Genomic DNA, 24,989 nt, shown 5'->3' on the forward strand with positions numbered 1-24,989 from the left:
CTCCTCTCTAACGCGTCTCCTCAGCGTCGGCTTCCTCGCGCAACGCGACCCCGAAACTCTGCAGCACCGGCGCGTTTTCACACGCCACATAGGTCGCGTCCTGGTCGCCCGTATTGCCATGCTGATGCCACGCCCACACGGGCACATACAGCGCGTCGCCGGCCTGCCACTCGACGCGGTGCGAGCCGATGCGCGACCAGCCACGGCCCGCAGTGACGTAAATCAGCGTTTCGTAATTGTGCCGATGCAAGCGCGACGTCTGTCCCGGCTTGAGTCCGCCAATGGTCATGCTCAACACGCGCGACGGCAAGTCCACCAGCGCAACGGGATGCTGACGTTCCGCTGAAAACGCCGCGTCGTTGCCGCCCAGCACGTTGCGATGCACGACCTTGTCCGGCACCTGCGCTTCGAGCACCGCCGGCACGCGTGGAAAATCGACTGAACTGAAGCGGTCCCGCTCGCTCATTGCGCGCCTCCGGCCATCAGACGGTCGAACAGGCGTAGACGCGCATTGAGCGCGGCCTCGCCCGCGCTGACCATCGTGACCACCGACGCCGGATCGTCGGCGACCATCCGCGCCATGATGTCGCGCATGGTGTCGGCATGGCCGTCATCACACTCGATATGAAGCGTAAAAAACCCGAGTCGCTCACGCGGCACGCCGGCCTGCACGAACCCCTCGACGATATCGGCGTAGAACACCGGAACGATCGCTTCCGCCCCCAGGCACAGCGCGCCCAGCCCGTTCGCCGGATCGGTCTGGCGGCACAGCATGTACATGGTGTCGATCAGATTTTGCGTCTCCGGGTAAACGGGTTCGTCCGCCGGATTCACGCCGAGATCGGCGAGCATTTCACGGTACAGCTTCGAGTGCGGCGTGGGACTGTCTTCCGCGAGGCCGATTTCCTCCAGCAGGTTGCCGGCGAGCCGCAAGCAGTCGTCGCCCGAGCGCAGGTTCGCCATCAGCGCCGAGAGGAAGCGGGTGAAGTGCTCGCCGTACTTCGCATGTTGAGTGAGCAGCCGGTTGAGTCGCGGCCGACCGATTGTTCCGGCACGGCACGCGGCAAGGAAAGGATGCACCGAAATTCTCGCCTTCAATTCTTCCTGCGTGTCGCCGATTACGTCCGTCGAAAAAACCGCTTCTTCAATAGCAAACATAGTTTCCTCATTAGAATAATTAATCCGCGTTGCCGCCGCAGGAAAAACATTTTTATTCAGTGGCTGGCCAACACAGAGTTCAATCGACATCGAACTCAATCACCATAGCAGGCCCGTCTGGATTGGCTCTGAATGGATGCGGGTCAATTGATAATTGGCAATCAGCCTATTAGGACGCACGGTTTAATCAGGAATATTCCGGAATCAGCAAGTGAGAAATAGGAACGTAAAAAGATGCCGCGCGAAGCCCAATAAAAAAGCCCCGCGGGCAGAACCCGCGGGGCTTTTTTTAACTGGCGCGGCGCGCCCGGAATTTCACTTCACATTCCAGGCAACACCCGCTGGATCGGGACGCGTGGGACCGCTTACTTGCCGCCCACGCTTTGCAGCGTCGTCCACTTGCCGTCGACAACCTTGTACAGCGTGATGCCGCCGTTCTTCAGGTCGCCCTTGCTGTCGTACGCGAGGTTCGCGGCCGTCACGGCCGGCATCGACGTCTTCGCGAGCACCGGCAGATACTTCGCCGGATCGGTCGAGTTAGCCTTCTTCATTGCGTCGAACATCGCCATTGCGCCGTCGTAGGCATACGGCGAGTACGTTTGCACGTCTTCGTTGAAGCGCTTCTTGTACTTTGCGACGTAGTCCTTGCCACCCGGCATTTCTTCCAGCGGCAGGCCGGCGAGCGACGCCACCGTGCCGTTCGCCGCGTCACCCGCGATCTGGATGAAGGTCGGCGTGTGGACCATTTCGCCGCCCATCAGCGGCGCCTTGATGCCCAATGCCTTCATCTGCTTGACCATCGGTGCCGCTTGCGAATCCGCGCCGCCGTAATAGATCAGGTCCGGGTTGACCGACTTCAGCTTGGTCAGGATCGACTTGAAGTCGACAGCCTTGTCGTTCGTGTACTCACGATCGACGATCGTGCCGCCCGCTGCCTTCGCAGCCTTCTCGAACTGATCCGCCAGACCTTGGCCGTAAGCCGTGCGGTCGTCGACGATCGCGATCTTCTTCACGCCCAGGCTCTTCACCGCGAACGCGCCGGCGACCGAACCTTGCTGCGTGTCGGACGTCATCATGCGGAACGTGGTCTTGAAACCTTGCTGCGTGTACTCAGGCGCCGTCGCCATGGCGATTTCGGGGATGCCCGCATTCGCGTAAATGCGCGAAGCCGGAATCGTGGTGCCCGAGTTGAAGTGGCCGAGCATGCCCTTGATGCCGTCGTCCACCAGCTTCTGTGCAACGGTCGTGCCGGTGCGCGGGTCAGCCTGGTCGTCGGCCGAATCCAGCACGAAACGAACCTGCTTGCCGCCGATCACCGGCTTGGTGGCGTTCATGTCTTCCACAGCCAGCGTGATGCCGTTCTGGAAGTCTTTGCCGTAGTGCGCCTGTGCGCCCGTCATCGGACCGGCAAAGCCGATCTTCACGTCTTCAGTCGATTGAGCGTTGGCCGTCCCCGCCAGCGACATTGCCGCAACCAGTGCTGCGCCTGCCAGCTGTTTCATCTTGTATTGCATAGCTTCTCCTTGGTACCAGGTATGGATGGAGCGGTTTCTCGGGGTCGCCGTACCGCTTCCGTTCTATTGAAGGATCAATGAGGTTCGCTCAACCGATCGTCATCAAATTTGCATTGCCGCCTGCTGCCGCGGTATTCACACTGACCGAGCGTTCCGTCAACAGACGCTCGAGCGCGTAGTCTTCATCGCCGCTTTCCAGCGCGCGCGCCGCGACGCCCTGCACCGAAACGATCGGCCCCGGACGTTTCGCGACTTCCTTCACCAGCGCGAGCAGTTCGTCGCTATCGCCTTCGAACAGCACCGCGTCGAACGGCGTATCGGCACTCTTCTTCACGCTTGCGTAGGACTTCAACGCGGCGGGCAATTGCGATACCAATTGTTCACCCGCGGCGCCTTCGAACAACGCGCGATTTCCCGTAGCCAGCGCTGCGGCGAACTGCACGCGCGCGCCGCTGGCCGTCGCGGCGATGCACAGCACCGTGCCGCGCGCACCGAGCGTGTACGTGTTGCGCTCGCCCGTGGGGCCCGACAACACCGCCGTCGCGCCCGCCGGCATATGCGACAGATAACCGTCGCAGCGCGCGGCCAGCACCGGCTGCTGTTCGCTGATCAGCCAGTCGCGCAGTGCCGTCAACGCCGCGGACGGATTGTCGCCGCGATTATCCCCGTTCGGGCCCGCTTGCGGTACATCGGCGATCAACGACTGCGCGAGCGACTTCGGCAAGCCCGCAGGACGCGTCGCCAGCAGACGTTGCAGATACAGCGCGCCACCCGCTTTCGGCCCCGTGCCCGACAAACCTTCGCCGCCGAACGGTTGCACCCCCACCACCGCGCCGATCACGTTGCGGTTCACGTAGATGTTGCCGACATGCGCGCGGCTGATCACGTGAGCAATGGTTTCGTCGATCCGCGTGTGGATACCGAGCGTGAGGCCGTAGCCGGTTGCACGGATCTGCTCGAGCAGCTTGTCCAGCTGGCTGCGGCGGTAGCGCACCACGTGCAGCACCGGGCCGAACACTTCACGCTTCAATTCGTCGATGCTGTCGAGCTCGATCAGCGTAGGCGGAACAAACGTGCCTTGTGCGCCGCCTTCGGGCATCGGCAGTTGCTCGACCTTGCGGCCTTTCTCGCGCATCGCCGCGACGTGCGCGTCAATCCCGCGTTTGGCGTCGAGATCGATCACCGGGCCGACGTCGATCGACAGACGATCCGGATTGCCCACCGACAGTTCGCGCATTGCGCCGGTCAGCATTTCCAGCGTGCGGTCCGCCACATCTTCCTGCAGACAAAGAACGCGCAACGCGGAACACCGTTGACCGGCGGAATCGAACGACGACTGCAGCACGTCCGCGACCACCTGCTCGGCGAGCGCCGACGAGTCGACGATCATCGCGTTCTGACCGCCGGTTTCGGCGATCAACGGAATCGGTTTGCCTTCCGGATCGAGGCGGTTCGAGAGCGTCTTGTTGATCAGACGCGCGACTTCGGTCGAACCGGTGAACATCACCGCGCGGGTGCGCGGATCGGCCACCAATGCGGCGCCGACCGTTTCGCCGTCGCCCGGCAGCAGTTGCACGGCGCCCGCCGGCACACCGGCTTCGCGCAGAATGCGCACAGCTTGCGCGGCGATCAGCGGGGTTTGTTCCGCCGGCTTGGCGAGCACGGTGTTGCCGGCCGCCAAGGCCGCCGCCACCTGGCCCATGAAAATCGCGAGCGGGAAGTTCCACGGGCTGATACACACCACCGGGCCGAGCGGGCGGTGCGTGTCATTGGAGAATTCGTTGCGGATCTGCGTCGAGTAATAGCGCAGGAAGTCGATCGCTTCGCGGATTTCCGCGACGGCGTTCGCCAGCGACTTGCCGGCTTCCCGCACGACGAGACCCATCAGCGTGTGCATCTGCGCTTCGAGCAGATCGGCGGCACGCGCGAGGCAATCGGCGCGAGCCTCGACCGGTGTGGCTTGCCAGATCGGCGCGGCGGCAACGGCGTGCGCCAATGCCGCGCTCACGTGTTCCGGCGTCGCTTCGACAACCGTGCCGACGAGGTCGCGATGATCGGCCGGGTTGCGCACGTCACGTGCGACACCGACGGCGATCTCATTGTCTTCGAGCATCGGCGCGGCGCGCCACGGGTGATGCGCGCTCGCCAGCAACGCGGAGGATAGCGAGGCCAGGCGGTGTTCGTTCGACAGATCGAGACCCATCGAATTGAGACGCTCGGCACCGAACAGATTGCGCGGCAGCGGAATCTTCGCATGCGGCGCGCCGAGCGGCACGATCTTCGACGCTTCGTCGACCGGATCGGCGATCAGGTCCTTGATCGCGACGCTTTCGTCGGCGATACGGTTCACGAACGACGTGTTCGCGCCGTTTTCCAGCAGACGCCGCACGAGGTATGCGAGCAGCGTTTCATGCGTGCCGACCGGGGCGTACACGCGGCACGGACGGTTCAGCTTGTCGCGGCCGGTGACTTCCTCGTACAGCGGTTCACCCATGCCGTGCAGGCACTGGAACTCGTACTGGCCAGGGTAGTAGTTGTTGCCCGCGAGGTGGTAGATCGCCGACAGCGTGTGCGCGTTGTGCGTGGCGAACTGCGGATAGACTGCGTCCGGTGCGCCGAGCAGCTTTTTCGCGCAGGCGAGGTACGACACGTCCGTGTAGATCTTGCGCGTGTACACCGGATAGCCTTCCAGGCCATCCACTTGCGCGCGCTTGATTTCGGTATCCCAGTACGCACCCTTCACAAGGCGGACCATGATGCGGTGACGGCTGCGGCGCGCCAGATCGATCAGGTATTCGATCACGAACGGGCAGCGCTTCTGATACGCCTGCACCACGAAACCGATACCGTTCCAGCCGGCCAGTTCCGGGTCGAAGCACAAGGCTTCGAGCAGGTCGAGCGAGATTTCGAGGCGGTCGGCTTCTTCCGCGTCGATATTCAGGCCGATGTCGTAGCGGCGCGCGAGGATCGCCAGCGAGCGCACGCGCGGCAGCAGTTCGCTCATCGTGCGTTCCTGCTGCGAACGTGAATAGCGTGCATGCAGCGCCGACAGCTTGATCGAGATGCCCGGGCCTTCGTAAATGCCGCGGCCGCCGGCGGCCTTGCCGATCGCGTGGATCGCCTGTTCGTACGACGCGTAGTAGCGCTGCGCGTCGGCTTCGGTGGTCGCCGCTTCGCCGAGCATGTCATACGAGTAGCGGAAGCCGCGCGCTTCGTATTTGCGGCTGTTGGCCAGCGCTTCGGAGATGTTCTCGCCGGTGACGAACTGTTCGCCCATCAGGCGCATCGCCATGTCGACGCCCTTCCTGATCAGCGGCTCGCCGCCCTTGCCGATCAGGCGCGTGAGCGCCGACGAGAGGCTTGCCTCGCTGTTGGTCCCCACCAGCTTGCCGGTGATCATCAAGCCCCACGTCGCGGCATTGACGAACAGCGACGGCGCCTGACCGACGTGCGACTTCCAGTCGCCCTTGCTGATCTTGTCGCGGATCAGCGCGTCGCGCGTGGCGCGATCGGGGATGCGCAGCAGTGCTTCGGCGAGGCACATCAGCGCCACGCCTTCCTGGCTCGACAGCGAGAATTCGTGGATCAGCCCTTCGACGCCACCGCCTTTGCTCTTCGTGCGCAGCGTTTCGACCAGCTTGCCGGCCATGGCCTGCACATCGCCCGCGAGATTGGCCGGCAGACGCGCCTGACCGAGCAGGAACGGCACGCATTCCGGCTCGGGACGGCGGTACGCCGCGGTGATCGCCGCGCGCAGCACCGATTGCGGTTGCACGTTCTGCGCGAATTCGAGGAACGGATGCGACGCGCTGTCTTCGTCGTGCTCCACCGCCGCGCCGTCGGCCAGATCGGCCGAGCCCGTGTGGCCCGACAGTTCTGGGGGTAACTGACCGTGTTCGATCTTTTCGAGGTATGCGAAGATCGCCTGCTTGATCAGCCAGTGCGGAGTACGTTCGAGGCGAGTAGCGGCATCTTTCAGCCGGGAACGCAGGAGGTCGTCGACCTTGACGCCGAGGGTGGTGCTAGCCATGTTTCCTTCTTCGGATACCAGACGAATAGCTGGCAAGAGACTAAAAGTTGTGCGAATCGTACGCCTCCCAATAAAAAGGTGCAACCATGCACCACGCATGGTTGCACCTTCATGGAAGCCTTATATGACGGGGGTTTGCGCCGGATAGCGCCGTACGCGGCACGCGCGGTTGCGATCGGTACTTTCCCTGGCGTGATTCTTTTCGCTTTTACCCTTATCAGATTGCTCTGCGCGCCGTTATACAGATCATGGGTGGCGGCGGCCTCACGGCACGCACATAAAAAGCGGTACGGGGTTTTAGAGGACGGGTGAAATGGAAAAGTGGTTGGTCATACTGGGCATCTGGGCGATGTGCGCGATGTGCGCGGTGCTGTTCATCCGTGGCGCGACGGGTGGTTCGGGCAAACGCACGGCCGCGGATGGACGCGCGCGTCCGGCCTCACGCGCCTCGGCAGGCGACGTGCGGGCAGCGGCGAACGATTGAGCGGTTGAATCTGGCGGCTCGCCATGGCCATAGCGATGCCGGTCCCGATCCCGATTGAGGTCTCGACCAGGATCTCGATTAACGCAGCAAACAGTGAATGGGCGCCCCCGGGCTCAACCGGTGGCGACGTCGACGCGCGCGTCAGAAGTGCGCGATCGGCTCGAACTGCGCGCAGGCGTCATCAGGCGAAACGAACTGGTCGTGCAAACGGCAAAGCCGGCTGTCCGCCACGCTCGCGCCGAACCCGGAACTGAACACGGTGAGGCCCGGAATGCTCTGCTCCAGTGAATGCCGATCCTCGGCGCGATACCGGCAGCTTGCACAGCGCGGCGCGCACGCGTCGCCGCGTGCGTGGGCCGTGCCGGCAATGCGGACCGCCTCGCTCATTACGAGCCCTGTCCCAAGCTATTCCAGTACGGTGCGAAAACGTGCGCGGACAGCGCGTAGCCGATGGCGATATTGACGACCACGCCCGCCGTGAAGGCCAGAAACGGTTTCAGGCCGGTGGCCGACAACGCTCGCAAACGCGTGGTCAAGCCAATGCTCAGAAAACAGAACGTGAACGCCCACGTGCGCAGCGCGGTAATCGGCGCGACGAATTCGGGCGTGACCACCTTGCGGTAATCGGCCAGCGAGTAGTGGCTGGCAATCCACGTCACCAGAGCGGATGCGATCACGAAGCCGATCACGAATTTCGGGAAACGCGCCCAGATATCGCCTACTTTGGCCCTGGATTTGACGCCGCTGTCCTGCGATTCCCAGCGCGTGGTCGCGACAATCGCCAGCACGAAGGCCCAGATACCGATCCAGATGTCGCGGCCCACCACCTTCATCAGCGTGAACGCCTGCAGCGACGCCTCGGGTGCGCCCGCAATAGCACCGCCCGCGTGCTTCGCAAAGTCGCCATACGCTTGCGCGGCGGCAATGCCCGCGGCGTCGGCGAATTCGGAGGTGCCGATCCATGCGCCGGCGACCGCTGTCGATAGTCCCAGCGAGCGCGACGCGAACGGCAGCACGAAGATCATCACGATCGCCCACAACACGACCAGCGTGATCGCCACCGACGCCTGTTCGCGCCTGGCCCGCACGGCGCCGGCAATCGCAATCGCCGCCGAGACACCGCACACCGCGCCGCCCACACCGAGCACGGCCGCGAACCGCCGGTCGAGGCCCAGCGCCTTGCCGGCAAAAAAGATCACAAAGAATGTCACGAGCGAGACGATGGTCGCCTGGCCGACCGCGACCGGCCCCGCCCAAACCAGCAACGTGAACGGCAGCGTCGCACCGAGCAGCACGATGCCGACCTTGATGTAAAACTCCACACGCAGACCGGCGGAGAACCACTCGGGCAAGGTGAAGACATTCGAGATCAGCAGGCCGAGCGCCAGCGCCACCAGCGGCGGCTCTAGGTTGTACTTCGACGCATTGACCCACGCGCCCAGCGTGAAGATCAAAGCCGATGCAATGAACAGGATCAGGAACGACGCGAGGAACGCGCCGATCCGCTGCTTCAACGCGGCAAGACTCGCGCCGAACAGCACGGCGAACACAACGAACAGCGCGACATAAGCCGGCAGACGCTTACCGATGTCCTGCGCGGCTTGCGCCACGTTCGACCATTTGGCCGGCGCTACCGCCAACCACTTGATGCTGCTGCCCGAGGCGAATAGCCCCCAGGCAATCACGATCACCAGCAGGCCGATCCAGACGGCCCACCAGTCTTCGGTGGAAAACAGACCGCCGCCGTGCGCGCTTTGGCCACTGCGATCTTTGCCGGGCGCCGCGCCGGTCGGCAGCGTTTGATTGGTATCGCTCATCGTCATGCCCCGAGTGAGTAGAGGTACATCGGCGCGGGAATGTTGGAGTTGTGCTTAACGATGCGCCGATTCGGCGAAATATAGGCGAGCGGCGGCGTAAAACGAAACGACCATTCGCTCTATGAATATGACTGAAAGGAGTAACGAGCAACGCCACGGGCGGCGCGGCGACGGGTGTCGGGCGGCAGGCGTCAGATGTCGAGCGGGTCGACTTCAAGGTTCCAGCGCAGCACGCCTTTCAGTGTGCGCAACATCGGTTGCCACGCGCGCAACGTAGCCTGCAGCGCCCCCCGCGATGCGCTCTCAATCAGCAATTGCGCGCGATGCACGTGCATCACCTTGACGATGGTGAGCGGCACCGCGTCATAGACCGTCACGCGCTCGGCGGCCGGGATCTGCGTCAGCACGGCGGCCGCCTGTTGCAGGAAGGCAAGCGCGGCTTCGAGTGTGCGGCCTTCGGCGCGGAGCAGCGCCTGATAGACGAATGGCGGCAAGTGAGCGTCACGCCGTTCGGCCAGCGTCGAACTGGCAAAGCCGACGTAGTCGTGCCGGCCCAATGCGTGGTACAGCGCATGGCGCGGATAGCGTGTCTGCACCAGCACTTCGCCCGGCAAACCGGCGCGGCCGGCGCGACCGCTCACCTGCATCAATTGCGCGAAGAGCCGTTCGCTCGCGCGGAAGTCGTGTGAGAACAACGCGGTGTCCGCGTTCAGCACGCCGACCAGCGACACGCGCTGGAAGTCGTGGCCCTTCGCAATCATCTGCGTGCCGACCAGGATATCGACCTCGCCCGCGTGGACGTCGGAAAACAGCGCCTGCGCGCTGCCTTTGCGGCGCGTGCTGTCGGCGTCGATGCGCAGCACGCGGGCGCCGGGCACGGCGCTCGCCAGGGTTTCTTCAACGCGCTGGGTGCCGCGTCCCATCGGCGCGATGTCGACATTGCCGCACTCCGGGCACGAACGCGGAATGCGCGCTTCCCAACCACAGTGGTGGCAGCGCAGCGCGCGCTCGGGTTTGTGCAACACGACGTAGGCGCTGCAACGCGGGCAGCCTGCCACCCAGCCGCAGGCATCGCAGGCGAGCTGCGGCGCGTAACCGCGCCGGTTGAGAAATACCAGGCTCTGCTCACCGCGCTCGAGCCGCAGCTTCAGCGCCGCGATCAACGGCCCGGATAAACCTTCCACCGAGGCTCGTCCGCGCCGGCGCTCTTCTTCCAGATCGATCAGCCTGACGGTCGGCAAAACCGCCTCGGCGACCGCCCGGCGCGACAGGGTAAGCCGCTTATAGCGCCCCTGATCCGCCTGCCACCAGCTTTCCAGCGACGGCGTGGCCGAGCCGAGCACCACCGGCAAAGCCAGTTGTTTGGCGCGATAGATCGCCAGATCGCGCGCCGAGTAGCGTAGGCCTTCCTGCTGCTTGTAGGCCGGATCGTGTTCCTCATCGACGACGATGATCGCGAGTTTCGGCAGCGAGGCAAGTACCGCGAGCCGCGTGCCGAGCACGATGCGGGCGCGCCCGGTGTGCGCGGCAAACCAGTTGCGGGCCCGCTCGCCTTCCGCAAGACCGCTGTGCAGCGTGACGATCGAGGCGCCTTCCAGCGCGGCAAAGCGCGCACGGAAGGCCGACTCGAACTGCGGCGTCAGATTGATTTCGGGGACGAGGACGAGTGCCTGCGCGTCGGGCTTCGCGGCCAGAATCTCCGCGAGCGCTCGCAGATACACCTCCGTTTTGCCGCTTCCCGTCACGCCGTGCAGCAGGAATGGCGCAAAACCGTTCGCGTCGCGGATCGCTTCGACTGCGCTCGCCTGCTCGTCGGTGAGGGTGGGCAGGACGGGCGCCGGCGTATCCGGCGACGCGGGAGCGGCGAGTGCCTCGGCGGCTTCGATCACCTCCAGCGCAACCCAGCCTTCGGCCTGCCATGCGTCGAGGGTTGCAATGGCTTTGGGGTGGAGCGCGCGAGCGTCGGCGGCGACCAGAAATTCGGCTTCGGCGAGAGCCGAGGCGAGCTTGCGCAACGCGCTGGCGCGCGCAGGCAAAGCGTGGGGCAGCGCGGTGCGGCCCGCCGGCGTCAGGCTGTAACGCTCTTCCGGCACGAAGAGGCGCGACCAGCGTGACGCATCCCGCAGGGCTTGCGGCAACGCGGGCAGCGCGACTTCTCCGAGGCCGCGTTGATAGTAGTCAGCAGCGAAGGCGCTGAGACCCAACCATTCGGCCGACACCGGCGGACAGGCAGCACAGACCGCGCTAACGGCCCGCAGGCGCTCCGCCGGCACATCACTGTGAGTGGTCACTTCGCATACGAGGCCGACCACGTGACGCTTGCCGAACGGCACGCTGACCAACATGCCCGGCGCGACAGGTTCGGGCGTGTCGCAACGGTAGTCGAACAAGGTCGGCAGCGGATGATCCAGCGCGACGCGAACGAAAACGTCACTCACGCGGCGCTGCGGACCAGGTACATGGCTGCGGCACGACGCCGCGCCACAGCGTTCATTACACACACGGCAAACCCGTCGAAGTTAAAGTAAAACTTCAATTTCCGCGCTAAGTTTTGGATTCGGCTGAACAATTGCAATCGGTCCGCGTGCCTGTGGATAACTTTGTTGAGAACTTCGCTCGAATGGGCCGGGAACCGCGCCGCAGCGGCGTTCTGTGGGGTTTCGCACATTTTGTCGCGAGCCCCCGAAACCCTTGCCAGACAAGGCTGAGATCAAAAGCGCCGGCAATGTGCAAGGGCTGGGGCACGACGAAAGCTTCTACCGCGCCGCAGCGTGAACAATGTGCATAAGTCAAGTCTTGACTTTCGTGGGAGCGCCATCTGACGGCCCCCTGCGTACAAATATTCCCTTAGACCGAGAGCCCAGTTCGCCGCATTGCAGCAAAAGTGGCAACGATTTCGGCGTCAGGTTGGTGCATGCGCGCCGCTGCGAATCGCCCGGCTATGACGATGGACTTCGTCTACGAGTTCGGCAACGCTCTCCGGCGGCGTGAACTGCGAAATACCGTGGCCGAGATTGAAAACGTGGCCCGGATGATTCCCGAAGCTGTCGAGCACGGCGCGCGCCTCCATGCGGATCGAGGCCGGCGGCGCAAACAGCACCGAAGGATCGATATTGCCCTGCAGCGCCACCTTGCTACCCACTCGCTCGCGGGCTCGGCCCAGGTTCACGGTCCAGTCGAGACCGACCGCGTCCACACCCGTATTGGCGATCTCGTCGAGCCACAAGCCGCCGCCCTTCGTGAAGGTGATCACCGGCACTTTTTCGCCGTCGTGATCGCGCTTCAACTGGCTCACGACCTGCTGGATGTACTGCAGCGAGAAGCGTTGGTACACGCCGTCTGCGAGCGCCCCGCCCCACGTGTCGAAAATCATCACGGCTTGCGCACCGGCTTCGATTTGCGCATTCAGATATGCCGCAACCGACTTTGCGTTGACGTCGAGAATCCGATGCATCAGGTCCGGGCGGGCATACAACATGGATTTGACGGTGCGGAAATCCGCCGACCCGCTGCCTTCGACCATGTAGCACGCCAAGGTCCACGGGCTGCCTGAAAACCCGATCAGCGGCACGCGCTGACGGCCTTGCGCGTCGATGAGCGCGGTGCGGATTTCGCGCACTGCGTCGGTTACGTAGCGCAGCGTGGCGTCGATATCCGGCACAGCCAGGCGTGCGACGTCGTCTTCAGTGCGCACCGGCCGGGCGAATTTCGGCCCCTCGCCGGCGACGAATTCGAGACCCAGGCCCATGGCGTCCGGCACGGTCAGGATGTCGGAAAACAGGATCGCGGCGTCGAGCGGATAACGCTCCAGCGGCTGCAGCGTCACCTCCGTTGCGTACGCCGGGTTTTTCGCCAGACCGAGGAAACTGCCCGCACGAGCCCGCGTGGCGTTGTATTCCGGCAGATAGCGGCCAGCCTGCCGCATCAGCCAGATCGGCGTGTAGTCGGTCGGCTGGCGCAGCAGCGCGCGCAGGAAAGTATCGTTCAGGAGTTTATGGGCCACGTTGCGTACGACTGAAGGCAAAGGGGCATTTTACCGGAGCCGGCTCGCCGCATCGTGCTTGATCCGGGCAATAACGCTCACACACGTCGCTCGCGGCCGCTTTTCTCGCTGCGCCGTGCGCTGCCGTGACTCAGCTGAACGGCCAATGTTCAAGCGCGAATTGCCGGGCTATCATCCGACGGCCTTACCAAACAATTACGCGCAACCAAGGAGACTCGATGAACAAGGCAGCACTCGCACTGCTCGGCGTTTTGACCGGTGTTTTGATGCACGCAGGCGCGGCCCAGGCACAGACCGGTCCCACAGCCGCGGCGCCCTCCCGGCTCGACGAAATCCTCGCGCGCGGCACACTGCGCGCGTGTACGACCGGTGACTACAAGCCGTACTCGTTTTACAAGGCAGACGGCCAGTTCGAAGGTATCGATATCGACATGACCGAGTCGCTCGCCAAATCGCTCGGTGTGAAGGCTGAGTTCGTCAAAACGTCGTGGTCGAACCTGATGAACGACTTCGTCGCGAAATGCGACATCGGCGTGGGCGGGGTTTCGCCAACGCTCGAGCGTCAGAAGCGCGCGTTTTTCACGCAGGCGTACATTATCGACGGCAAAACGCCGATCGTCCGGTGCGACGACGTCAACAAGTATCAGACGGTAGCGCAGATCGATCAGCCGGCGACCCGCGTTATCGTCAATCCGGGTGGCACCAACGAGCGTTTCGCCAAGCAGTATTTCCCGCACGCGAATCTGACCGTCTATCCGGACAATGTGACGATCTTCAAGCAGATCCTCGCCGGCAAGGCCGATGTCATGGTGACGGATGCGTCAGAGACCCTACTGCAGCAGAAGCTGAATCCGGGTCTTTGCTCGGTGCATCCGGACAAGCCGTTCCAGTACGGCGAGAAGGCATGGCTGCTGCCGCGCGGCGATGTGACGTTCCAGCAATACGTCGATCAGTGGCTGCACCTCGCGCGCGCGACCGGCGAGTATCAGGCAATCTCGGACAAATGGCTGAAATAGCTGGGGTGGGACGCCGTTTGCGTCCTGCCCAGTTGGAAAAGCCTGGCGGGTCGATTGACTAACAAGCCTGCACGGCTGAGACAATCGTGTAACCAGCGTTTGAGGTGTTAAGCAAAACCTGAGCAATCCAGTTGAACAGAGGGCCGACGAACCGGCCCTCTGCCACGTCTTTCCCGCGTGCATGAAATGCTGCGGCGCAGCGTGCGGAGCTGTCCGCAATTAAGTGGGTTTCGTCACGCTGGAAAACCGCCTGTAATACAGCCAATCCGTCCTGGAAAAGTTGAGCATGCAACCATTTCATGCGGAATCGACTGAACGGATTACGCCGCGATATGCGTCACGAGTAGCATCAATCAGGCGTATGAAATTGCACAACTGTCATCGGTAAAAAATACGTTTAAAACGTTTCGGATTGGAAATATGTCCTGCAACGCCTTATCTGGCGGGCGTTACAACCTGAAACACTTTGTTACCGCGCTGCCAGGGTAATTCGCCCACAATGCCCTCAACGGTTTCAACACGGATGTGGCTGGGTGCGTGGTGTGAGCGGATACGATGCACTTGCCGGTCGGCGTATGCCGAAGCCCTGTGAAGGGGCATCCCTGCTGGGGCCGTAGTCGACGCAGGGTCGTCGTCTCAGTTGGTTCCATCTTTGGTCTCCTCGCGCTAACCCCGTAGCGTGTGGTTTTTAGCGGGCTCCAGGCCCGCTTTTTTTTCGTCTGGTCAAACGTTTGCGAGCTTCACGGCGGGTCGATTTGTGGCGGTTTCCATCCGCACCGTTTCCCGCGCACGATTCCTCTTCCAGCAAACGGTTTTCCTCAAAAATGTCGGCCGGCGCCACGCGGATTTACGCGTGGCGCCGAACCAGCATGCCAATCAAGCCGTCTTGTCTTCCTGAACCTTCAATTCGCTGATCATCCGATCGCGCATGACGAACTTCTGCACTTTGCCCGTCACTGTCATGGGCAATTCGTCAACGAAGCGGATGTACTTCGGCACCTTGTAGTGAGCAATCTGGCCTTGGCAGAACTGCTGGATTTCCTCCGCCGTGGCCTGCTCGCCTGAGCGCAAGACGATCCACGCGCACACCTCCTCACCGTATTTCTTGTCGGGCACGCCAAATACCTGCACGCTCTGGATCTTCGGATGGCGGAACAGAAACTCTTCGATCTCGCGTGGGTAGATGTTTTCGCCACCACGTATCAGCATGTCCTTCAGGCGGCCAACTATGTTGCAGTAGCCGTCGGCGTCAAGCGTCGCCAGATCGCCGGTATGCATCCAGCCGTCGACGATGCTTTCCCGCGTCTTCGCTTCGTCCCCCCAGTAACCTTGCATCACCGAATAGCCCTTGGTGCACAGCTCGCCCGTTTCCCCCACCGGCACGATATTGCCAAGCGGATCGACGATTTTCACTTCCAGATGCGGCTGAATGCGGCCGACCGTCGTGGTGCGTTTGTCGAGCGGATCGGTGGTCGAACTCTGGAAGGACACCGGGCTCGTTTCCGTCATGCCATAGGCGATGGTGATCTCACTCAGATGCATGCGCGCGACGACCTTCTTCATCGTCTCGATAGGGCACGGCGAACCGGCCATGATGCCCGTGCGCAGACGCGAGAAGTCGTAAGTGGCGAAGTCCGGATGATCGAGTTCGGCGATGAACATGGTCGGCACACCGTGCAGCGCGGTGCACTGCTCTTCGGCCACGGCCGCGAGCGTTGCCGCCGGATCGAAACCCTCGCCTGGAAACACCATATTCGCGCCCACCGATACGCACGCGAGCACCGCCAGCACCATGCCGAAGCAGTGATAAAGCGGAACAGGAATACACAGACCGTCCTGCTCCGTTAGCCGCATCGCCATCGCGATATAGCGGGCGTTGTTGACGACGTTGCTGTGCGTCAGCGTCGCGCCCTTCGGATTGCCCGTCGTGCCGCTGGTGAACTGAATGTTGATCGGTTCGTGGCAGGACAGCGTCGCACCGATAGCATCGAGCTTCGCGACGTCAAGCGTTGCGCGGCCCTGCTCAATTACGTCGGAGAAGGTCAGCATGCCGGGCGTTTCCGTGTCGCACATGCGAATCACGTAGCGCAGTTCCGGCAAGCGAGCGGCGTGCAGTTCGCCCGGCTTTTGCGTCGCCAGTTCCGGTGCGAGCTCCTGCAGCATTTCGAGGTACATCGACGTCTTGAAACGCTCGGCCGCGATGATCGCCTTGCAGCCCACCTTGTTCAACGCGTACTCGAGTTCCGCGAGTCGGTAAGCCGGATTGATGTTGACCAGCACCGCGCCGATGCGCGCGGTGGCGAACTGCGTGAGCAGCCATTCCACACGGTTCGGCGACCAGATGCCCACGCGGTCGCCTTTCTCGATACCCAGCGCAAGCAGCCCGGACGCCAGCACGTCGATCTCTTCCGAGAACTCCTTCCACGTCCAGCGAATACCTTGCTCGCGAAATACAACGGCCGGCCGGTCGCGAAAGCGCGCCGCAGTGTCGGCCAGAAACTGGCCGACTGTCGCTTCGCTCAACGGGATTTCAGTCGACCCGCGAACATACGACAAATTGTCTCGAGGTTCGATGAGTGCACCTTCGCCTGACGCGTACGTTGCCATGGTGTTGTCTCCGAGAGCGGAAGCTCGCCCAGTCTATTGAAATGAATTTGAAACCGATTGTGCCACCGGCGTATGTCCGTACGGCATCAAGTGTTACCCGCCCTCTGCGCCAACGGTCGCCGTGACAATTACCCAATGCCTGCGGGTTGAATCTGCGATTTTTCTGACCTTTCCGTAAACGTCAAGTAATGGTCAAAAAAAAGCAGCCGCGAAGGCTGCTTTCTCTCTGATACGTATTGCTTAGCTCTGACCGCGCAGCTTGCGCAGACGCTGAATCGCAGCGAGCTGAGCCGTCGCGTACGCCAGTTCCGCTTGCGCGGTCGCGTATTCGAGGTTCGAACCCGTGTTTTGCAGCGCTTCTTCTGCGCGCTTGCGTGCATCTTCGGCTTTGGCTTCGTCGAGATCCTTGCCCCGAATCGCGGTGTCGGCAAGAACCGTCACAGCGCCCGGCTGGATTTCGAGGATGCCGCCGGCGACGAACACAAACTCTTCTTCGCCGTTTTCAGCTTCAATGCGCACCGCACCCGGACGAATCCGCGTGATGAGCGGCGTGTGGCCCGGCAGAATGCCGAGTTCACCTGCTTCGCCCGGCAGCGCGACGAACTTCGCCTGGCCCGAGAAGATCTGCTCTTCCGCGCTGACGACGTCTACTTTAATGGTTGCCATATCGACTCCTGGTGAGCGTAATTCGAGGGCACCGACATTGGCCGGCGCCCGCTTCTATACACCCGACCTTTACTGGATCTTCTTGGCCTTTTCGAAGGCTTCGTCGATCGTGCCGACCATGTAAAACGCTTGCTCCGGCAGGTGGTCGCATTCGCCTTCAACGATCATCTTGAAGCCACGGATCGTTTCTTTCAGCGGCACGTACTTGCCCGGCGAGCCCGTGAACACTTCAGCGACGTGGAACGGCTGCGACAGGAAACGCTGGATCTTACGAGCGCGCGCGACGGCGAGCTTGTCTTCCGGCGCCAGTTCGTCCATGCCCAGAATCGCGATAATGTCGCGCAGTTCCTTGTAGCGCTGCAGCGTTTGCTGCACGCCGCGCGTGATCGAGTAGTGCTCTTCACCGATCACGTTCGGGTCGATCTGACGCGAGGTCGAATCGAGCGGGTCGACCGCCGGGTAGATACCCAGCGAAGCGATGTCACGCGACAACACGACGGTTGCGTCCAGGTGGCCGAAGGTCGTAGCCGGCGACGGGTCGGTCAAGTCATCCGCAGGGACGTACACGGCCTGAACCGATGTAATCGAGCCAGTCTTGGTCGACGTAATACGCTCCTGCAGCTTGCCCATTTCTTCAGCCAGCGTCGGCTGATAGCCCACTGCCGACGGCATACGGCCGAGCAGTGCCGACACTTCCGTGCCTGCCAGCGTGAAACGGTAGATGTTGTCGACGAAGAACAGCACGTCCAGACCTTCGTCACGGAAGTGCTCAGCCATCGTCAGACCGGTCAGCGCGACACGCAGACGGTTGCCCGGCGGCTCGTTCATCTGGCCGTACACCAGCGCGACCTTGTCGAGAACGTTCGAGTCCTTCATTTCGTGATAGAAGTCGTTCCCTTCACGGGTACGCTCGCCAACACCGGCGAACACGGAGTAACCACCGTGTTCTTTAGCGATGTTGTTGATCAGTTCCATCATGTTCACGGTCTTGCCCACGCCTGCGCCACCGAACAGGCCAACCTTACCGCCCTTCGCGAACGGGCAGATCAGGTCGATAACCTTGATGCCGGTTTCGAGCAGTTCCGTCGACGGCGACAGTTCGTCGAACGCCGGAGCCTTCTGGTGAATACCGCGAACCACGTCCGAGTTGATCGGGCCGGCTTCGTCGATCGGGCGACCCAGCACGTCCATGATCCGGCCGAGGGTCGGCTTGCCGACCGGCACGCTGATCGGGTTGCCGGTGTTCTTTACCGTCGTACCGCGGCGCAGGCCGTCCGATGCACCCAGACAGATGGTACGGACAACGCCGTCGCCCAGCTGCTGCTGGACTTCGAGGGTCAGTTCCGAACCTTCGAGAATGAGCGCGTCGTAAATCTTCGGCATGTGGTCACGCGGAAATTCCACGTCGATCACCGCGCCGATGCACTGTACGATCTTGCCTTCTACCAAAGCAGTAGTACTCATCGCTTTTCCTTTAGATACTCAATTCTTCACTCGCGCAAAGGCGCAATTTCGATGGGACCGCCAAGGTGGGGTGCGCCACGAAGGCGCACACGAAGCGGCATGCCTGACCGTTAGGGTCAGACCGCCGCCGCGCCACCGACGATTTCCGACAGTTCTTTCGTGATCGCGGCCTGACGGCTCTTGTTGTACACGAGCTGCAGTTCGTTGATGACCGTCTTCGCGTTATCCGAAGCGGCCTTCATTGCGACCATTCGTGCCGACTGCTCCGATGCCATGTTTTCCGCGACGGCCTGATAGACCAGCGCTTCGACATAACGCACCAGCAGTTCGTCCACCACTGCCTGTGCATCCGGCTCGTAGATGTAGTCCCACTGCGTGCTCGGCGTCGTGCCGTCCTCTTCCTTGCGCTCGAACTGCTCTGCCGACAGCGGTAGCAGTTGCTCGATCACCGGCTCCTGCTTCATCGTATTGACGAAGCGCGTGTACGCGAGGTACACCGCCGAAACCTTGCCTTCCGAGTACAGGTCGAGCTGCACCTTCACCGCGCCGATCAGCTTTTCCAGGTGCGGCGTGTCGCCCAGATGCACGACATTCGACACCACCTTCGCGCGCAGACGATTCAGGAAGCCCAGACCCTTGGTGCCGATCGCAGTTGCTTCGATCGTCTTGCCCTGGCCTTCCAGTTCCTTGAACTTCTGCAGCGACGCACGCAGCACGTTGGTGTTCATCCCGCCGCACAACCCTTTATCGGTCGTGACGAGGATGATGCCGGCCGTTTTCGCACCTTCGTTCGACACCATGAACGGGTGACGATACTCCGGGTTCGCACGGCTCATGTGCGCAGCGATATCGCGGACCTTGTCGGCATACGGGCGAGCAGCGCGCATGCGCTCCTGAGCGCGGCGCATCTTCGATGCGGCCACCATCTCCATCGCTTTCGTGATCTTGCGCGTGTTTTGCACGCTCTTGATCTTGCCGCGAATTTCCTTCATTCCAGCCATTGCTTGCTCCTTGTCGGCCCAAGTTAGCGCTTTAGCGCTTACCCGGGTCCCATGCAAAGCGATCTAAGCAGCGCGGGTTCAGTTGCCTGCGGCCCGCGCCGCTCCAAGGTCTTTTATGCCTTGCGGATCACTCGCAAATCAATAAGCGCCGGACTTCTTGAAGTCTTTGAGAGCCGTATGCAGCAGGGCTTCGTCGTCCTTCGAGAGTTCCTTGGTATCTTCGATGCGCTTGACCAGGTCAGCGTGGCTCGACTTCAGATAGTCGCGCAGGCCCTTTTCGAACGGCAGCACTTGCGCAACTTCCAGATCGTCGAGGTAGCCGTTGTTCGCTGCGAACAGAGAGACAGCCAGTTCCCACACTTGCAACGGCTGATATTGCGGCTGCTTCAGCAGTTCCGTGACGCGGCGGCCGCGCTCCAGTTGCTTGCGGGTTGCTTCGTCGAGGTCCGACGCGAACTGCGCGAATGCAGCCAGTTCACGATACTGTGCGAGGTCGGTACGGATACCGCCCGACAGCTTCTTCACGACCTTGGTTTGTGCCGCACCACCAACGCGCGACACCGACACGCCGGCGTTAATTGCCGGGCGGATACCTGCGTTGAAGAGGTCGGTTTCCAGGAAGATCTGGCCGTCGGTGATCGAGATCACGTTCGTCGGAACGAATGCGGTCACGTCGCCGGCTTGCGTTTCGATGACCGGCAGTGCCGTCAGCGAACCGCTCTTGCCCTTCACTTCGCCGTTCGTGAACTTCTCGACGTACTCTTCCGAGACGCGAGCAGCACGTTCCAGCAGACGCGAGTGCAGATAGAACACGTCACCCGGATAAGCTTCGCGGCCCGGCGGGCGGCGCAGCAACAGCGAGATCTGGCGGTATGCCCAGGCTTGCTTGGTCAAATCGTCATAAACGATCAGCGCGTCTTGACCGCGGTCGCGGAAGTATTCGCCCATCGTGCAGCCGGCGTACGGTGCGAGGTATTGCATCGCAGCCGATTCCGAAGCCGAAGCGGCCACGACGATCGTGTATTCCAGCGCGCCGGTTTCTTCCAGCTTGCGCACCACGTTCATGATCGACGAAGCCTTCTGGCCGATCGCGACGTAGATACAGAAGAGGTTCTTGCCCTTCTGGTTGATGATCGCGTCGACTGCGACTGCGGTCTTGCCGCACTGGCGGTCGCCAATGATCAGCTCGCGCTGGCCACGGCCAACCGGCACCATCGCGTCGATCGACTTCAGACCGGTTTGAACCGGTTCCGAAACCGACTTACGCCAGATCACGCCCGGAGCAATCTTTTCGATTGCGTCGGTTTTCTTCGCGTTGATCGGGCCCTTGCCGTCGATCGGGTTGCCAAGTGCGTCGACCACGCGGCCGAGCAGTTCCGGACCCACCGGCACTTCGAGAATGCGGCCCGTCGTCTTGACGATGTCGCCTTCCGAAATGTGCTCGTACTCACCCAGAATCACGGCGCCGACCGAGTCGCGCTCGAGGTTCAGTGCGAGACCGAAGGTGTTGCCCGGAAATTCGAGCATTTCGCCCTGCATCACTTCCGACAGGCCGTGGATGCGCACGATACCGTCGGTCACGGAGATCACGGTGCCTTGATTGCGAACGTCTGCGCTCGCTTCAAGGCCCTGGATCCGGCTCTTGATCAGCTCGCTGATCTCAGAGGGATTGAGTTGCATTATTCGCTCCTGATAGTCAATTCTGTTGCGTGCCAGCTGCTGAAGCGCCTCGGGCGCTTCAGGCCGTCAGAGCCGTCTGCATGCTGGCAAGCCGCGCGCGGACCGAGGTATCGAGCACTTCGTCGCCAACTGTCACGCGCACGCCGCCGATAAGCGACGAGTCGACTTCGACCGTCGGCTTCAGCTTGCGCTTGAATTTGCGTTCGAGACTTGCGACGAGTTCGTTCAACTGCGCGCCTTCGAGCGGGAATGCGCTGACGATCAGCACATCTGCCGCTCCTTCGCGGGCATTCTTCAACTCTTCGAACTGCGTGGCGATTTCCGGCAGCAATTGCAGGCGATGGTTATCCACCAGCATTTGCACCAGATTCTTCGCTTGCGCATTGTCCTTGAGCGGCGACTTGACCGCGGCCAGCAGCAGTTCGCTGACCTGGGCGCGGCTTACTTTCGGGCTCGAGGCGATCGACAGCACTTCGGGCAGACGCGCAACCTGTGCCAGCTCCTGCACGAGCGTGGACCAGGCGGCGATGTCACCAGCTTCGGCCACGCCAAACAGCGCTTCTGCGTACGGACGGGCGATGGTTGCAAGTTCGGCCATGATCAGAGCTCGGCTTTCAGTTGATTCAGCAGGTCAGCGTGAGCTGCCTGGTCGACTTCGCGCTTCAGGATCTGTTCAGCGCCCTTCACTGCCAGTGCGGCGACTTCGCCACGCAGCGTTTCGCGCGCCTTCACGACTTGCTGTTCCGCGTCGGCCTTCGCTTGCGCGATGATGCGAGCGGCTTCAGCTTGTGCTTGAGCCTTGATTTCGTCAGCGACTGCCACTGCGCGCTTTTCTGCGTCAGCAATACGTTGCTGACCGTCGTTGCGTGCCTGAGCGAGTTCCTGGTCGACGCGCTTGTGGGCGGCTTCGAGTTCCGCCTTGCCCTTTTCAGCAGCCGACAAACCGTCAGCAATCTTCTTCGAGCGCTCGTCGAGGGCGTTGATCAACGGCGGCCACACGAACTTCATCGTGAACCACGCGAGGATCAGGAACACGACCATTTGCGCAAACAGGGTTGCGTTGAGATTCACGGTGTTTCCTTAAACGTTGCTAGTTCGGAAAGTGAAACGGCAAGGCGCTCATCGATTCTGTATTCGATCAGCGCCCAAGTGCCCGTTCCGCCCTGCGCCTTTACCAGTTATAGCTCAGGCGCAAACTTCCGAGGAACCTCAGCCTGCCAGCTTCGACAGCAGCGGGTTCGCGAACGCGAACAGCATTGCCACACCAACGCCAATCAGGAACGCCGCATCGATCAGACCAGCCAGCAGGAACATCTTGGTTTGCAGCGGGTTCATCAGTTCCGGCTGACGAGCACATGCTTCGATGTACTTGCCACCCATCAGGCCGATACCGATACAGGCGCCGATTGCACCCAGGCCGATGATGATGCCGATACCGATGGCGGTCAGACCCTGGATGTTGGCGATGAAAGCTTGCATGATCACTCCTTTGTGAAAAGTCTTTTAGAACTGGTTGGAACTGGGATTTAATAAAACAAAACTAAAAACAATTCGTCGCGCGACACGCCGTGATTAGTGGCTGTCGTGTGCTTGTCCGATGTACACCAGCGTCAGCATCATGAAAATGAATGCCTGCAGGAAAACGATCAGGATGTGAAAGATCGCCCAAACCGTGCCTGCGATGACGTGGCCGATAAAGCCGAGCACTGACGCGTCCGCGCCAAAACCCCACATGCTGCCGAGCAGAGCAATCAGCAGGAACAACAGTTCACCCGCGTACATGTTGCCGAACAGCCGCATGCCGAGCGAAACCGTCTTTGCGACGAACTCGATGATGTTCAATGCAAGGTTCGGGATCCACAGCAACGGATGCGCACCGAACGGAGCCGACAGCAGTTCATGCACGAAGCCGCCTGCGCCCTTGATCTTGAAGTTGTAGTAAATCATCAGCACGAACACGCCGAGCGCGATGCCGAGCGTGCCGTTCAGGTCGGCGGTCGGCACGATGCGATGATGGGGGATGATTTCCGACAGACCCAGCCAGCCGATCACGCGGCCCGGCAGATCGACGGGGATGAAGTCGAGCGAGTTCATCAGGGCAACCCAGACGAACACGGTCAATGCCAGCGGAGCGATGAAAGCGCGCGAGCCGTGGATCATCGACTTCGATTGATCCTCGACCATTTCGACCAGCATTTCGATTGCGCACTGGAAACGGCCCGGCACGCCGGACGTCGCCTTGCGAGCAGCGAGATGCAGGATGGCGATGGTGGCCAGACCGCAAACGATCGACCAGAAAAGGGTGTCCAGATTCCACACATGAATGTCGAAAATCGACGTCTGGTGCGCGGTGGAAAAGTTCTGCAAGTGGTGCGCGATGTACTCGGACGGATCCAGAGCGCGCGTGCCTTCGCTAGCTGCCATATCGTTAATGCCACCCAAATTGTCGAAAATCGTCTTAGGCCGTTCCCGCCGCAATGCTCTATTGCGGGAACACACCGGGTGCGGATCGTGTCATATCCGCACTCCTTACGCCAGCGCTACGCGCCGGCCTGAATTTTGTGTTGCTTTTGTGCTGCTACTCTCTGCTACGACCTTAACGCCACGCGAGGGCGATCCAGTACGTCTTGAGCGCGATGAGGTAAGTCACGAGCAGCGGCACCCAGCATACGTCGTGATACCAGAAGGCGATGACTACAAACATCGCGATCGTTGTCCCCATCTTGAGCGCTTCGCCGATCATCCAGCTCATTGCTGTTTTGGCGCCGCTCAGCGTTCTAAGACGTGCCGCGAACAGCGCGCTCGGCACCCAGCAGATCGCTCCTCCAAGGAACGCGGACAGCGCAGCAGCGCCCGGCGGCTTGTAGAACAGCCACCACACCAGCGTCGCACCCAGGGACAAAACCATTTGCGCCGCCACGACCTTGAAAGGCGTAACGCGCGATGGACGACTCACATTCGGGCCAAACAGCTTTTCAGCCTCGACCCGGGTGAGCGGAACGATATTGTTATCTTGTTGCTCGACATCCCACGCATCGTCAGTTGTAACGTGCTGAGCGGTGGACGCATCGGAAACGGTGCGTTCAGCGCGGTGGTCGTCACGCCCATTCTTCGGCGTTTGATTCGACGTTTTAACCGCCATCGCAGTGTTCCGAAAGTCTTGTTCCTGCCCGCGAGCTTACGCTGCGCTTACGGGGTTGCCGTGCAATTAAATCCGGGCGATTGTAAGCGATAGTTGCAGGCAATTCAAGACTTTAGGCCGTTCAATAACCTGTGTGAAAACGACCTTCACGATGCGGAAACGTCCGCTCGGGCGGCCTATACACGGCAAATGTAAGGCGGTCGGGGGATGGCAAAACATGTGCGATGAATCGAGTCGATTGAAGTTCGCCGATGTGTCGTTTCGACGCTGCTGCGGACGTCTCAAAAATGCAACAGACGATCATTTTCGCCAGCTTTGGTGGACATGAAGGACCGCGCCGGGTAGACGCGGGCGGCTATGAGTTGGCCGCAGCCCTTCTTCATTGAAATCGAACACCGTTGGACGCT

21 protein-coding genes are annotated in these 24,989 nt (G+C 61.6%); 2 read left to right on the forward strand and 19 right to left on the reverse strand.

Annotated features, from left to right (window positions below; genetic code table 11):
• Positions 1–7: 7 nt before the first annotated feature.
• From AC57B6_RS15715 to putA, 4 genes are all read right to left on the reverse strand, one after another.
• Positions 8–466, reverse strand: coding sequence for a cupin domain-containing protein (locus AC57B6_RS15715; protein ID WP_028198448.1), 459 nt, complete (start codon positions 464–466; stop codon positions 8–10).
• On the reverse strand, positions 463–1,158 hold the full coding sequence (locus tag AC57B6_RS15720) for an iron-containing redox enzyme family protein (RefSeq protein ID WP_042276008.1): 696 nt from the start codon (positions 1,156–1,158) through the stop codon (positions 463–465). Before AC57B6_RS15720 ends, AC57B6_RS15715 begins: the two co-directional genes overlap by 4 nt.
• A gap of 365 nt (positions 1,159–1,523) precedes the next feature.
• Positions 1,524–2,672 (reverse strand): branched-chain amino acid ABC transporter substrate-binding protein, encoded by a 1,149-nt coding sequence (locus tag AC57B6_RS15725; RefSeq protein ID WP_028198447.1) that lies wholly within the window; start codon positions 2,670–2,672, stop codon positions 1,524–1,526.
• Between the two features lie 88 nt (positions 2,673–2,760).
• Positions 2,761–6,702 carry a trifunctional transcriptional regulator/proline dehydrogenase/L-glutamate gamma-semialdehyde dehydrogenase gene (gene putA, locus AC57B6_RS15730; protein WP_046567330.1) on the reverse strand — a complete coding sequence of 1,314 codons (3,942 nt, stop codon included), beginning with the start codon at positions 6,700–6,702 and terminating at the stop codon, positions 2,761–2,763.
• A 313-nt stretch (positions 6,703–7,015) separates the two neighbouring features.
• Between putA and AC57B6_RS15735 the strand changes: the two genes are divergently transcribed.
• Complete coding sequence (locus AC57B6_RS15735; RefSeq protein WP_167346784.1) at positions 7,016–7,186, forward strand: hypothetical protein; 171 nt, start codon at positions 7,016–7,018, stop codon at positions 7,184–7,186.
• Between the two features lie 141 nt (positions 7,187–7,327).
• Here the strand turns inward: AC57B6_RS15735 and AC57B6_RS15740 are convergent, their stop codons facing one another.
• The 4 genes from AC57B6_RS15740 to hemE all read right to left on the reverse strand — a co-directional run bounded on the left by AC57B6_RS15740 (position 7,328) and on the right by hemE (position 13,006).
• Positions 7,328–7,573, reverse strand: coding sequence for a hypothetical protein (locus AC57B6_RS15740; RefSeq protein ID WP_178369151.1), 246 nt, complete (start codon positions 7,571–7,573; stop codon positions 7,328–7,330).
• Complete coding sequence (locus AC57B6_RS15745) at positions 7,573–9,003, reverse strand: YeiH family protein (protein ID WP_496421678.1); 1,431 nt, start codon at positions 9,001–9,003, stop codon at positions 7,573–7,575. Before AC57B6_RS15745 ends, AC57B6_RS15740 begins: the two co-directional genes overlap by 1 nt.
• Positions 9,004–9,194: 191 nt before the next feature.
• The gene (locus AC57B6_RS15750; protein ID WP_496421679.1) at positions 9,195–11,441 is read right to left on the reverse strand and encodes a primosomal protein N'; all 2,247 of its coding nucleotides are present in this window, start codon (positions 11,439–11,441) and stop codon (positions 9,195–9,197) included.
• A gap of 464 nt (positions 11,442–11,905) precedes the next feature.
• Positions 11,906–13,006 (reverse strand): uroporphyrinogen decarboxylase, encoded by a 1,101-nt coding sequence (gene hemE, locus AC57B6_RS15755; protein WP_281663400.1) that lies wholly within the window; start codon positions 13,004–13,006, stop codon positions 11,906–11,908.
• 218 nt (positions 13,007–13,224) lie between these two features.
• On the opposite strand from hemE, the gene AC57B6_RS15760 reads away from it, so the two are divergent.
• Positions 13,225–14,022, forward strand: a complete 798-nt coding sequence (locus tag AC57B6_RS15760) for a transporter substrate-binding domain-containing protein (RefSeq protein WP_496421680.1) — start codon at positions 13,225–13,227, stop codon at positions 14,020–14,022.
• A 58-nt stretch (positions 14,023–14,080) separates the two neighbouring features.
• Here AC57B6_RS15760 and AC57B6_RS15765 read toward each other — a convergent pair whose 3' ends face one another.
• The 11 genes from AC57B6_RS15765 to AC57B6_RS15815 all read right to left on the reverse strand — a co-directional run bounded on the left by AC57B6_RS15765 (position 14,081) and on the right by AC57B6_RS15815 (position 24,582).
• Positions 14,081–14,323 carry a hypothetical protein gene (locus AC57B6_RS15765; RefSeq protein WP_496421681.1) on the reverse strand — a complete coding sequence of 81 codons (243 nt, stop codon included), beginning with the start codon at positions 14,321–14,323 and terminating at the stop codon, positions 14,081–14,083.
• Positions 14,324–14,898: 575 nt separating this feature from the next.
• On the reverse strand, positions 14,899–16,629 hold the full coding sequence (locus AC57B6_RS15770; protein WP_496421682.1) for an AMP-binding protein: 1,731 nt from the start codon (positions 16,627–16,629) through the stop codon (positions 14,899–14,901).
• 240 nt (positions 16,630–16,869) lie between these two features.
• On the reverse strand, positions 16,870–17,295 hold the full coding sequence (locus AC57B6_RS15775) for a F0F1 ATP synthase subunit epsilon (RefSeq protein WP_020067428.1): 426 nt from the start codon (positions 17,293–17,295) through the stop codon (positions 16,870–16,872).
• A gap of 69 nt (positions 17,296–17,364) precedes the next feature.
• On the reverse strand, positions 17,365–18,759 hold the full coding sequence (gene atpD, locus AC57B6_RS15780) for a F0F1 ATP synthase subunit beta (RefSeq protein WP_028198438.1): 1,395 nt from the start codon (positions 18,757–18,759) through the stop codon (positions 17,365–17,367).
• Positions 18,760–18,875: 116 nt separating this feature from the next.
• Positions 18,876–19,760, reverse strand: a complete 885-nt coding sequence (atpG, locus tag AC57B6_RS15785) for a F0F1 ATP synthase subunit gamma (RefSeq protein WP_028198437.1) — start codon at positions 19,758–19,760, stop codon at positions 18,876–18,878.
• Between the two features lie 138 nt (positions 19,761–19,898).
• Positions 19,899–21,440 carry a F0F1 ATP synthase subunit alpha gene (gene atpA / locus AC57B6_RS15790; protein WP_028198436.1) on the reverse strand — a complete coding sequence of 514 codons (1,542 nt, stop codon included), beginning with the start codon at positions 21,438–21,440 and terminating at the stop codon, positions 19,899–19,901.
• A gap of 58 nt (positions 21,441–21,498) precedes the next feature.
• A complete protein-coding gene (locus AC57B6_RS15795; RefSeq protein ID WP_028198435.1) occupies positions 21,499–22,038 on the reverse strand; it encodes a F0F1 ATP synthase subunit delta in 540 nt (179 codons plus the stop codon).
• A 2-nt stretch (positions 22,039–22,040) separates the two neighbouring features.
• Positions 22,041–22,511, reverse strand: a complete 471-nt coding sequence (locus AC57B6_RS15800) for a F0F1 ATP synthase subunit B (protein WP_006050845.1) — start codon at positions 22,509–22,511, stop codon at positions 22,041–22,043.
• A gap of 138 nt (positions 22,512–22,649) precedes the next feature.
• The gene (atpE, locus tag AC57B6_RS15805) at positions 22,650–22,919 is read right to left on the reverse strand and encodes a F0F1 ATP synthase subunit C (protein ID WP_007180033.1); all 270 of its coding nucleotides are present in this window, start codon (positions 22,917–22,919) and stop codon (positions 22,650–22,652) included.
• Between the two features lie 93 nt (positions 22,920–23,012).
• A complete protein-coding gene (gene atpB / locus AC57B6_RS15810) occupies positions 23,013–23,864 on the reverse strand; it encodes a F0F1 ATP synthase subunit A (protein ID WP_028198433.1) in 852 nt (283 codons plus the stop codon).
• Positions 23,865–24,036: 172 nt separating this feature from the next.
• Positions 24,037–24,582: an ATP synthase subunit I gene (locus AC57B6_RS15815; protein WP_046567312.1), complete on the reverse strand. Its 546-nt coding sequence runs from the start codon at positions 24,580–24,582 to the stop codon at positions 24,037–24,039.
• Positions 24,583–24,989: the final 407 nt, after the last annotated feature.

Source organism: Paraburkholderia sp. BGA-UO-ETr-F12 (assembly GCF_059567945.1).

What these genes read in the sequence shown, in the direction of transcription:
- AC57B6_RS15815 (WP_046567312.1), bottom strand. Translation starts at nt 24,582, where the DNA reads ATGGCGGTTAAAACGTCGAATCAAACGCCGAAGAATGGGCGTGACGAC.
- atpD (WP_028198438.1), bottom strand. Translation starts at nt 18,759, where the DNA reads ATGAGTACTACTGCTTTGGTAGAAGGCAAGATCGTACAGTGCATCGGC.
- AC57B6_RS15770 (WP_496421682.1), bottom strand. Translation starts at nt 16,629, where the DNA reads ATGGCAACGTACGCGTCAGGCGAAGGTGCACTCATCGAACCTCGAGAC.
- AC57B6_RS15715 (WP_028198448.1), bottom strand. Translation starts at nt 466, where the DNA reads ATGAGCGAGCGGGACCGCTTCAGTTCAGTCGATTTTCCACGCGTGCCG.
- atpB (WP_028198433.1), bottom strand. Translation starts at nt 23,864, where the DNA reads ATGGCAGCTAGCGAAGGCACGCGCGCTCTGGATCCGTCCGAGTACATC.
- AC57B6_RS15765 (WP_496421681.1), bottom strand. Translation starts at nt 14,323, where the DNA reads ATGAAATGGTTGCATGCTCAACTTTTCCAGGACGGATTGGCTGTATTA.
- AC57B6_RS15725 (WP_028198447.1), bottom strand. Translation starts at nt 2,672, where the DNA reads ATGCAATACAAGATGAAACAGCTGGCAGGCGCAGCACTGGTTGCGGCA.
- AC57B6_RS15795 (WP_028198435.1), bottom strand. Translation starts at nt 22,038, where the DNA reads ATGGCCGAACTTGCAACCATCGCCCGTCCGTACGCAGAAGCGCTGTTT.
- AC57B6_RS15745 (WP_496421678.1), bottom strand. Translation starts at nt 9,003, where the DNA reads ATGAGCGATACCAATCAAACGCTGCCGACCGGCGCGGCGCCCGGCAAA.
- AC57B6_RS15720 (WP_042276008.1), bottom strand. Translation starts at nt 1,158, where the DNA reads ATGTTTGCTATTGAAGAAGCGGTTTTTTCGACGGACGTAATCGGCGAC.
- AC57B6_RS15760 (WP_496421680.1), top strand. Translation starts at nt 13,225, where the DNA reads ATGAACAAGGCAGCACTCGCACTGCTCGGCGTTTTGACCGGTGTTTTG.
- AC57B6_RS15775 (WP_020067428.1), bottom strand. Translation starts at nt 17,295, where the DNA reads ATGGCAACCATTAAAGTAGACGTCGTCAGCGCGGAAGAGCAGATCTTC.
- atpG (WP_028198437.1), bottom strand. Translation starts at nt 19,760, where the DNA reads ATGGCTGGAATGAAGGAAATTCGCGGCAAGATCAAGAGCGTGCAAAAC.
- AC57B6_RS15735 (WP_167346784.1), top strand. Translation starts at nt 7,016, where the DNA reads ATGGAAAAGTGGTTGGTCATACTGGGCATCTGGGCGATGTGCGCGATG.
- AC57B6_RS15740 (WP_178369151.1), bottom strand. Translation starts at nt 7,573, where the DNA reads ATGAGCGAGGCGGTCCGCATTGCCGGCACGGCCCACGCACGCGGCGAC.
- atpA (WP_028198436.1), bottom strand. Translation starts at nt 21,440, where the DNA reads ATGCAACTCAATCCCTCTGAGATCAGCGAGCTGATCAAGAGCCGGATC.
- putA (WP_046567330.1), bottom strand. Translation starts at nt 6,702, where the DNA reads ATGGCTAGCACCACCCTCGGCGTCAAGGTCGACGACCTCCTGCGTTCC.
- atpE (WP_007180033.1), bottom strand. Translation starts at nt 22,919, where the DNA reads ATGCAAGCTTTCATCGCCAACATCCAGGGTCTGACCGCCATCGGTATC.